15 protein-coding genes are annotated in these 8,949 nt (G+C 47.7%); 3 read left to right on the top strand and 12 right to left on the bottom strand.

The genetic code is table 11. The annotated features are described in order from the left end of the window. From PKO02S_RS30870 to PKO02S_RS30840, 8 genes are all read right to left on the bottom strand, one after another. A partial coding sequence (locus tag PKO02S_RS30870) for a hypothetical protein (protein ID WP_164821796.1) occupies nucleotides 1-564 on the bottom strand: 564 nt, incomplete at its 3' end. Between the two features lie 242 nt (nucleotides 565-806). Continuing rightward, complete coding sequence (locus tag PKO02S_RS34035) at nucleotides 807-1,118, bottom strand: HGGxSTG domain-containing protein (RefSeq protein WP_373865256.1); 312 nt, start codon at nucleotides 1,116-1,118, stop codon at nucleotides 807-809. 809 nt (nucleotides 1,119-1,927) lie between these two features. Further along, the gene (locus PKO02S_RS30865; protein WP_127588938.1) at nucleotides 1,928-2,470 is read right to left on the bottom strand and encodes a hypothetical protein; all 543 of its coding nucleotides are present in this window, start codon (nucleotides 2,468-2,470) and stop codon (nucleotides 1,928-1,930) included. Nucleotides 2,471-2,487: 17 nt separating this feature from the next. Beyond that, nucleotides 2,488-3,090 (bottom strand): hypothetical protein, encoded by a 603-nt coding sequence (locus tag PKO02S_RS30860; RefSeq protein WP_127588935.1) that lies wholly within the window; start codon nucleotides 3,088-3,090, stop codon nucleotides 2,488-2,490. Between the two features lie 69 nt (nucleotides 3,091-3,159). Further along, nucleotides 3,160-4,779 (bottom strand): recombinase family protein, encoded by a 1,620-nt coding sequence (locus tag PKO02S_RS30855; RefSeq protein WP_127588933.1) that lies wholly within the window; start codon nucleotides 4,777-4,779, stop codon nucleotides 3,160-3,162. Between the two features lie 117 nt (nucleotides 4,780-4,896). Then, nucleotides 4,897-5,085 carry a hypothetical protein gene (locus PKO02S_RS30850; RefSeq protein WP_127588931.1) on the bottom strand — a complete coding sequence of 63 codons (189 nt, stop codon included), beginning with the start codon at nucleotides 5,083-5,085 and terminating at the stop codon, nucleotides 4,897-4,899. A 37-nt stretch (nucleotides 5,086-5,122) separates the two neighbouring features. Continuing rightward, nucleotides 5,123-5,530: a DUF6075 family protein gene (locus tag PKO02S_RS30845; RefSeq protein ID WP_127588929.1), complete on the bottom strand. Its 408-nt coding sequence runs from the start codon at nucleotides 5,528-5,530 to the stop codon at nucleotides 5,123-5,125. A gap of 132 nt (nucleotides 5,531-5,662) precedes the next feature. Then, the gene (locus PKO02S_RS30840) at nucleotides 5,663-5,842 is read right to left on the bottom strand and encodes an aspartyl-phosphate phosphatase Spo0E family protein (RefSeq protein WP_127588927.1); all 180 of its coding nucleotides are present in this window, start codon (nucleotides 5,840-5,842) and stop codon (nucleotides 5,663-5,665) included. 140 nt (nucleotides 5,843-5,982) lie between these two features. Here PKO02S_RS30840 and PKO02S_RS30835 point away from each other — a divergent pair, with 140 nt between their 5' ends. Further along, entirely contained in the window at nucleotides 5,983-6,219 is a 237-nt protein-coding gene (locus PKO02S_RS30835) for a helix-turn-helix domain-containing protein (RefSeq protein WP_246067651.1), read from the top strand. 468 nt (nucleotides 6,220-6,687) lie between these two features. On the opposite strand, the gene PKO02S_RS30830 is transcribed toward PKO02S_RS30835, so the two are convergent. From PKO02S_RS30830 to PKO02S_RS30815, 4 genes are all read right to left on the bottom strand, one after another. Continuing rightward, nucleotides 6,688-7,020 (bottom strand): DUF6061 family protein, encoded by a 333-nt coding sequence (locus tag PKO02S_RS30830; RefSeq protein ID WP_127588925.1) that lies wholly within the window; start codon nucleotides 7,018-7,020, stop codon nucleotides 6,688-6,690. Further along, nucleotides 6,995-7,303, bottom strand: a complete 309-nt coding sequence (locus tag PKO02S_RS30825) for a DUF6809 family protein (protein ID WP_127588923.1) — start codon at nucleotides 7,301-7,303, stop codon at nucleotides 6,995-6,997. Before PKO02S_RS30825 ends, PKO02S_RS30830 begins: the two co-directional genes overlap by 26 nt. Nucleotides 7,304-7,442: 139 nt before the next feature. Continuing rightward, nucleotides 7,443-7,772, bottom strand: coding sequence for a hypothetical protein (locus PKO02S_RS33520; RefSeq protein ID WP_246067650.1), 330 nt, complete (start codon nucleotides 7,770-7,772; stop codon nucleotides 7,443-7,445). 172 nt (nucleotides 7,773-7,944) lie between these two features. Then, nucleotides 7,945-8,310 carry a TnpV protein gene (locus PKO02S_RS30815; protein WP_281280486.1) on the bottom strand — a complete coding sequence of 122 codons (366 nt, stop codon included), beginning with the start codon at nucleotides 8,308-8,310 and terminating at the stop codon, nucleotides 7,945-7,947. A gap of 49 nt (nucleotides 8,311-8,359) precedes the next feature. Here PKO02S_RS30815 and PKO02S_RS30810 point away from each other — a divergent pair, with 49 nt between their 5' ends. Together PKO02S_RS30810 and PKO02S_RS30805 are read left to right on the top strand one after the other, a co-directional pair. Then, a complete protein-coding gene (locus tag PKO02S_RS30810) occupies nucleotides 8,360-8,551 on the top strand; it encodes a general secretion pathway protein (RefSeq protein ID WP_246067649.1) in 192 nt (63 codons plus the stop codon). Continuing rightward, on the top strand, nucleotides 8,548-8,775 hold the full coding sequence (locus PKO02S_RS30805) for a DUF5348 domain-containing protein (protein ID WP_127588917.1): 228 nt from the start codon (nucleotides 8,548-8,550) through the stop codon (nucleotides 8,773-8,775). Before PKO02S_RS30810 ends, PKO02S_RS30805 begins: the two co-directional genes overlap by 4 nt. Nucleotides 8,776-8,949 lie beyond the last annotated feature (174 nt).

Here is an 8,949-nt window from a genome sequence, read left to right as displayed (position 1 = left end):
TAACAGCTCAACTTGAGCTTTCAGCCGTGATCGATTCCTGCCTGAACCGGCCTCCATCATCTGCTGGTAGGTCATGTAGAATCGTCCGCAACGATCTCCAAATACCTTACCATGCTGGTAGAGGATGGCGTACAGAACTCGTAGCGGCTTCTGTTCAACCGGCCGAATTTCCTGTAAGTCCTCATTGCAAAACTCTCCGTCCTTGAGCCTGGTCGATCGGGATGGCCTTATACCCTTGTAGCAGAGCGTGTAACAAATGGTGCTAATGATTCCATCTGCGCGTTCCGGATCGTACAAACTGGTGCTGCACTTCGCCCATGTCCATTGGCGGAGTTCACGTTTGGCGGCCCCGTACGTGTAGCCGCATTGTTGAATAAAGTAATGAGCCAGCTGATATACCGCTTGTCCATAAGCTGCACCGCCCTGACTAATCCCTTCCTGTAGTAACCTCCCTACCTTCTCGGCATTCCTTTCTGCTGATGACTTGTGATAGATCGACAGCGGTTTTATAGCGACCGCTAACTCGTCGTACTGCAAAGCTTCCGATTTTTTAGTTCGTGTCACTGGAAACCCATCTCCTTTAAGCGAGTACTTGCACCGTGGCATAGAATATATAACGAATTTGGGGCAATGTTTAAGTGGAGTTTCAAATTCATGCGATTATTTCAAATCACTGGGGAGTATCCCGTTCATCTCTGCTACAAGGGTCAACATTCTGCCGGATACGCGGGTGATGGCATTCTCAACAGCTATAAGTTCCTCGAAGTACTGACTCGGATTCTCATCCCACTGATTGGCCCGTCGCATCATTCGGGCAACTCGTATACTTTCCATTTCAAAGGGAGATCGATTCGTTCATCGGGTTGCAAGCGATACTGTTCTCGGAGATACCCTTTCTCCTCTTCGGTCAACGTCTCCCACGTGATCGTCTCATACTCCCCTGTTGTGAGTGCTGCCTTATTACCGACTGCATTCCGATTTCCTCTCAATTTGGCTGGGTTGTTTGGCCCCTTGCTCTTGCCGCCGTGCAAGCGACATCTCCCGTTCTTCATGGGCAGATTGTTACAGCTCGTCCTGCTGCGGGTTCTCGCCCCACAGACATGTTTCTGTCCTCTCATCATAGACTTGCGCCTCCTCTGAATAACCTACATAGCGTTTGTGTTTGATAACTTGGGTGTTCAGTTTCGCCCCACAACATGATGCACACCTTATTTTCGTTCCTGTTTATTACGGCTAGGGAGCAGCTTATGCTGATTTTTATGTCCTCTTCGCTATAGGCAACCGTACATACCGCGGTAGTAAGTGCGGCAAACACAGTCTTTACCGTTTGTAACTAACGAGCTTAGGTGCTGCGAAGCCTTTCGCCGGGTTCGAGTGAGTTACTACCTCTCGGGCACAGAACGGTGATCTTACCGTTTTTTCACGGTTGCACGTAATGTCGGGCGATTCCATAGAAAAGACCACTCTAGTTTAAGTGGTCTTTGGTCATATCGTTTAGTTATCGTTCTGTAGTGTGGCATGTTCGAAATATGTATTCGCTACTTGGCTGAAGTTATTGCGGTTGAAGTTGTCCCAATTGATCTTGGCTGCGGTTGTTCTATTGATCGTGATTTTCATAACGGGTTTGTTCTCTGCTTTGACCTTCATGCTGATCTATACGTACGGTGTTGAAGGTTTTTTTCTATTCGAAACACAAACTGCTTAACCCATCGGGTTAAGCAGTCCGCGAATCGTATGAATTTATTGAAGATCAGTTATCGATGAACCGCCATTGACTGTAACATAACGAGAACAATCTTGATGTGTTCCTTCTATCAATCGGTTGGACTGGTTCTTAGAGAGTTGCTCTTATGTTACAGGTGAGTGTGTATAAGGTCTTGAGAGATAAGAACACCACGACGCGAGGGTTAATCGCATTATAGTACCATTAATGATTCTCACTAAGTTTGTTTAGACTAGATTTTACTCGACTCCGAATCTTATCATCTGTTAATACATCCTTTAAATAATCAATTTTTTTGTAATAAGAGTCAACGGACATAGATTGATTACTTATATTTTCTAACATTACTTTTGTGTGCTGCCGTATTTCCAAAATAGTATTATCGTTATTATTCCCAATCGATTCCAACAAACCTATGAACCCTTCCGCCACTCTTAATTGAGTAAATGAATCCAACTGTTGTACATCCTTAAATATAAATTTGTTTAGAACACTTAAATGGTCGACAATTTTGAATTGTGTAATTGTACGAAATAGCTCAGGTAGCATTGTGTTGTACAAGGAAACATCTGTGCTAGCTTGTAATTTCTCAACTATTTCACGTTGATACTCTTTAATCCATGCAACTTCTTGCTGTTTTAAGATATTAAAACTTTTATAGTAATCAAATTCTCCGTTCCGTTCCATATGAAAATGACTTCCACCGTATTTAATAAATATCATTTTTGCTTTTTCAACATCGTGCATTTAATCACCCTGTAAGATTAGTTTTTTACTGAAGTCCAAACCGATCCATTCTGAACAAAATCATAGCCCTTATTCCTAAGGAACTTAATTTCGTCTAGAAAATAACCTGTAGCCGCTTTGGGATCATGAGTTAAGACAAATGATTTACCTAGTGAGACTTGTTGACTTAAAAATGCTTCATTGATATTCCACATCTTTTCAGCACCAATTTTCCGAGACACATCATCCCAATTTTCCAAGTGAAAAAATGTAGCTCCTCTAGCTTGCGCAACTCTATCATACGATACAGCGTTCAGGTCAACATTATACTTTCCAAGGACAACCTCCATTGAGTTAGAATTTTTCGTGGCTAGTGTGGCATAGTTGGAGAAGTTGGGTACTGGAACTACATCTGGAACTACTTCATCCGTTTTCCCACGCCAACCTTTTATCTTATTCCATCCTTTAGAAACACCTGATTTAACCGCACTAACAATACTCTTCCCACTTTTTGCAGCGTATACTATGGTTGACTTAACTCCAGTACCTGGCCCCGCGTAGTCTAGCACAAATTCCGCTGTATCATAAACAAAATCAACCATTTCCTCACAGTATTCTCCCCCTCCAAACATCGGAGACACGCAATGCCCACTAGGATCAGTATACCTCAACGGAGTAATCTATTTTTAACGAGGTAACACCTCAAATGATTACGAAAGTAACCCGACGAATCGGTAATAAATATCAATGCGCTGCACGCGCTTGCCGTTTATCTTCCCGGCATCATACACAACAACCTTGTCAATTAGTTCATTCAATATCGCTTTTGTTAATTCCTTCATATTCGTGTACTCGCGCACCAGTTCCAAAAATCGAGTCGTGTTTTCCTGCTTGCTCTCAGCCTGGTTAAGCTGCTCTTCCAGCAGTTTGATCCGCTCCTTCAGTTGTGCTTGTTCTTCTGTAAAATCCCGTGACAACGTCACATACTGTTCATCAGTGATTTTCCCTAAAGCATTGTCCTCATAAAGCTTCCGCTGAATCGTTTGCAGCTCGCTTTCCCGGCTGTTCAACCTGACGCGCTCTTTCATGGCAGCTCGCCATTGCTTTTTCTGCTGGTTCTGGCTCAACGTGGCAAGCTTTTCTGCAAAGGCGTTTTCCTTTTCCTTGGAGGTCTGTGCATGTCGCCGGATATCGGCCAATATAATCTCATAGATGTCCACATAGCTGATGTAATGGAAGCTACAATATGCTTTGCCGCGTGTTCTCGACTGGTTGCAGGCGAAGCTGCCGCGTCCGCCCTTACCGCCGCTGGTTTTGCTGCTGCCGCCGCGAGCGAAGGACAAGCCTTGGCCACAGGTCGAGCATTTCAGCAATCCCGCGAAAATTTGATGCTCGCCCTCTTTGGTCGGGCGCTTCTTCACCCGAATGACCTTCTGTGCCAGAGCAAAGGTCTCTTCGTCAATCAGCGGCTCATGCGTATCCCGAACCTCAATCCATTCGTCCTGAGGTACGACGACCACCCGCTTTTTCTTGAAGGAGGGCTTGGTTGCCTTGTGGCTCACCATGTGCCCCAGATGCGCCTTGTTCTGGAGAATGGCCTTGACGGTCGTTGCTCCCCAATCGTACGGATGCCGGGTATTGACGACTTTCAGGTAACGCTGATGCTGCTCCGCCAGGTAGGCGCGTGGCGTTAAAACCCGATCTTCCCTCAGCAATCTGCCAATTTTATAAGGACTGCAGCCCTCCACCGCCAATCGGAAAATGTGTTGCACAACCGAAGCCGTATTTTCATCGGGAACCAGCTTATGCTTGTTCTGCTCGTCCTTGCGATAGCCGTAGGGGGCAAAGGCTCCCGTGTAATCGCCGTTTAACGCCCGCTGGCGGTAGCCGCTCTTGACCTTGCGGCTTGTATCGCGGACGAACCATTCATTGAACAGATTCCGCAGTTCCATGAAATCATCTTCGCCCTTGGCGGTGTCAATGTTCTCGCTGACGGCAATAAAGCGTACCTGATGCTCCGGAAAAAATACCTGAATACACAGACTTGTTTCGATCTGGTTGCGGCCCAAGCGGCTTAAATCCTTCACCAGCACAATATCAATCCCACCGCTCTCGATGTCTCGCTTCATTCGTTGGAAGTCGGGGCGATCAAAGTTGGTACCGCTCCAGCCATCGTCCGTATACACCTCAACCACTTCAAAGCCGTGCTCCTTCGCGTAACGCCGAAGCAAAATTCGTTGATTTTCAATGCTCATGCTCTCGCCACTCTGCTCATCGTCCCGACTCAAACGACAATAGATCGCGGTTCTGGTTTGCTGTTGTTTTTTCATCCTCCGTCCTTTCCCAGCAACAAATCGGCTGATTTCAGTATACCGGATTTTTGTAAAGTTGAGGTAGGGTGTTCCGCGTCTATGAGAAAAGGGAACCGCGAGGATTCCCTTTCAGTTTCATCGGCTTCTGAACGCTTCTTCCTCCCACGTTCGCAAAACAAGCCGTTCGATTTTATCACCGAGCGTTTCATTACCGATAAAGTGACATTGCACGATATACAAGCTTTTCCCCAACTGCATCTCGTGTATCGGATCGCGGTCGCGGTCTGCCGGAGTCGGTGACAAAGGAAGCTTCTCTTCGTTCATCCGTGTCTCTCCCTTCCGTAAATCCCCCAAACACAGCTCACCGCGTGCGTTCAGCGTGAGGCTTGATGGCGGGTGGCAGTTGGCGAGCATATTCCGGATAACGCAGCCGAATTGCTTCAAAAAAGTAGGGAGCAGCTTCGCAATCAAACAGCTCATACGGGGTTGAATACCGTTCCTCGCCCGTCTGGCTCCAGCCGTTCCAGAGATTAAACGCCAAACGACAGATACGGAGAGAACCTCCAGTTTGCCAGGAAGCAGACAGACCTTCCGGTTTGATGCCGCCATCAGAAAAGTCGAACAATTCCTGAATATGGGCGCGGGTATCCTTCGACAGCCCCAGCGTGTAAAACAAAGCGCGATGGTAGCTGTTGGTACAACGACGTTCGGCTAACATCCGGTAGTAAAAAGCTTCATGCCGGTCGTCACGAAAGACGGGAGACTTCATGTTCTCGCTCTCCTCTCCAAAATAAAACGGTTAGTCGGAGGGCTTCCTAAAACAAAGCCCTCTACTAACCGTTTCATTTTCGCGCCTAAATCGGGCACCTCTGTGACGAATACCTTAAAAACAGCAGGGATCTCAGCCTTGCGTGAGCGGCGCTCCCGTTTTGACCGCTTGATACATATTCAACAGACGATCGAGTTCCCTGGATTTTTCAAGGATCGTCGGGCTTGGAAGACTGTCATGCAAGGCTTGTTCATTCAGTTCCCGGCGAACGCTTTCGATACGCGCCAGCAGTTCTTCGACTCCTTTCACCATGATGTCCCCCTTCGCCGACCACATCGTTCTGGCTCGCCCTGGCATGAGTAAAGGCGTGTATAGAAAATTCTAGTGTATAACACACTGAAAGTAAATAGCGGATTATCCACTGAACTATACTCATCCTGAGGTGAGTGCTTGTGGTCTACGAACGAATACGAAACATGCGTGAAGATAAGGATTTATCACAGGAGCAGCTATGCGCGCATTTGAATTGCAAACAGCGGACGTACAGTGATTACGAACGGGGAAAGCTTGATATTCCGACAGCGCTTTTAATCGCATTAGCTGACTTCCATCAAACCAGTGTCGATTATTTACTTGGCCGCACCGATCAAAAAACGCCTTACCCGCCCCGCGCGAAGAAACGCTCTTGACTCCGGCAACCCTTCCTGTTGTTCCCGGAAAGTACTCATGAGACAATTTAGGAGGCTGTCCTAAATTGCAGCAAGCACTGAATTTGGTCTCCCAAATTCGCTTGTTGAGGGCTGCGCCCCCAAGCCCCCGGCGATGTGCGAAGTGACGCTATCGAACTTCACTGTATCGGAAGAAAGTGTGAATCGATGATTTCAAACTGATTCAAAAACGACGGGGAATGATTGGATGAATCTTGGCTGTCAAGAGGGGTATTAGGGGCTTCGCCCCTAACAAGCGAATTTGGTGGCCATCCAAATTCAGTGCTTGCTGCAACTTCGGACATCGTCCGAGGTTGCCTAAAAGACACCGGCCAGGAAAAAGAATGAGGGAAGCATCCAGCGACGATGCTTTCGATTGTCATCCGTCCTTGCGGTTGATTGACCGAAAGCCACCTCTGCCTTTTACGATTCCCTCAATGAAAGTTGGCGTTAATCGCCGCGCATCATGATTTCTCTCGCAATAGCCTGCGCATATGCCTTATCTTGATAGTGAGATTCAAGTTGCTCGGCGAGTTCATTCTGCTGCTTCAGGTATTCCCGGCTGTATTCCTCGGCGTAGCGCTTCAAATTGTTATTGAGAACCAACTCGGCATAAGCAAACGGTTCATTTTCCTTAAGCCAGATCAAATGAGAACGCGCCGATGCATGCATGTCATAAGTTACTTCGATCTCGGAGCAGCTGAGGCGAAGTGTTGTTCCGTCCCCAAATACAACCGTCATAACGTCGTTGCATTCATTATAATGACAGGCCCGCAGCTTCATTCGGAACCAACTCCTCACGCCTACTCATGACTTCAATAATCATGTTGGCGCCGAGTCTGAATCCATGAACAAAGGCAGCTTCAACATGCAAGCTGTTCATGCTCACACATAGATCAGAATACTTCTCAAGCTCACGAAACATCTCGTCGCTGAGTTCCTTTCTCCATTTTTCAGTCATAGCACCAAGTTGTCGGCTTAACGGCCGATATTCAGGATGAGTCGGCACAATGATCTCCTCGGGATGAAGTTGTCCGCGGTACAGGCCTTCCAGAATCGATTTCATGGTCATCCTCCCATCATTGTTATCGCATCGCTTGAATGAGATTCCTGCACATGGTAGGATATTTATGCAGTCTGCTCATGTAGCGATTGCGGGCAAGGAAGTAGCGGTGTTCTTCTTGGGACTCACGCTGCTTCCTTCTTTATTTTTGGAGCTCGTCATACACCTTTTCAATCCCTTTGCGAATAACATCGGAACGGGTTGTTTTGAGCTTTTCGGTGCAAGCATCAAGCTTGCTTAAAATCTCTTGATCGGCCCGTACTCGAATCAATTCGCTTTTGGGCTTGTCTGATGGAGGACGCCCTATCTTCTTGGACGGCATCCCTTCACCTCGCTTTTTGTGTCCACAATAAATATATATTTGTAGCAACAAAAAGTCAATCCAAACAGGCAAAAGCAATATCTCTTGTGACCTACTACTGAATTGACGTAAAAGATTCCTTACAGAAACATTAAACTTTGCTCGCAGCAACGTTGCTCGTTGCCCCTAAAGGCACCCGCCGGGATAAAGAGGGGACAGATCATGCCCAGCATCTTCACCCACCCCGAAGCAGTGTGAAAGCGGGAACCGGACGAGCATGCGGTCAGGTTTCGCTCATGACAAAACGGAAGGCCGCAGCCTTCCGTTTTCCGTCCATACTTATTCAGTTGTAAACAAGCTCATTCAAGACTAATTCCTCTACTTGTTGCTTCAGGCAGTTCATATGACTTGTCCAGTCCAATGGATGAGCGGCTTTATCCGGGGCTGGGTGTCGTTCCAACAACTGCGCCATTGACCAATCCACTTGCTCCCGCGCTGTCCGGTCGATTTCCACCAGATGTAAATTCAACTGCTCCGACAGCAGCAGATGGGCGTAAGAACCCTTGCGTTCATTCTTCAGAAACGTCTTCCGTAACATGCCATACTTTCCGATTCGAATTGGTTCGGGCGGCGCCAGATTTGACAGCGGCTTCCTCTTAATTGCCGATTCCGTTCCTGCGGGTATTCCCCCGTAAGGTCTGCAATGCAAGCTGGTCCACTTCGACCGGGCGCAGACCGGGGCCTACATCGCCCGTCATTTGACCTACGCCGGGGCCGGGCACGACGCCTTCACGGAGGCGGCGATTGACGATGTGTTCCGTTTCTCCAGCGGCGCCGCGCGCCTAATCAACAAGGTGTGTACGCACAGCCTGATCTACGGTTCGCAGAACAAACATCGCATCATCGACGATCATATGATCAAACGCGTCATTCAGGGGGAACTCGCATGACGGGCCGGTGGTTGAAGATGGCTTATGACCGGGACGGGGCATGCTGGATGATTCGTCTTAGCGGCCGTTTGCATGCAATTCACTGCGGCGAATGCTTTGAAATGCGCGTTGGTGATCGTGGCATCCCTTGCCGACTCGAGCTTGATCGGCAGTGGTACGTAATCATGAGGGAGACCAAGTTTAACCTCAGGATGACGGATAGGTACCAGATACGCTTTGTCTAACAGCAGCAGGGGAAACCGTTTCGATGGCTTCCCCCTTCTAACACCCACTCTCGGTCACTTTTCCCGGCAGTATTCGGACAGCATTCGCCGCCTTGCTTCGGTCATTATGTATTAGCAGTAACACTTCTGCTTGCAAAAGAGAGTAAGCAGGAAGGACACACTTGATTTTTTATT

Source organism: Paenibacillus koleovorans NBRC 103111 (assembly GCF_004000845.1).
In the GTDB taxonomy this organism is placed as follows: Bacteria; Bacillota; Bacilli; order Paenibacillales; family NBRC-103111; genus Paenibacillus_AA; species Paenibacillus_AA koleovorans.
Note: the sequence above shows the minus strand (reverse complement) of the source record. Positions and strands in the feature narration are given on the sequence as shown.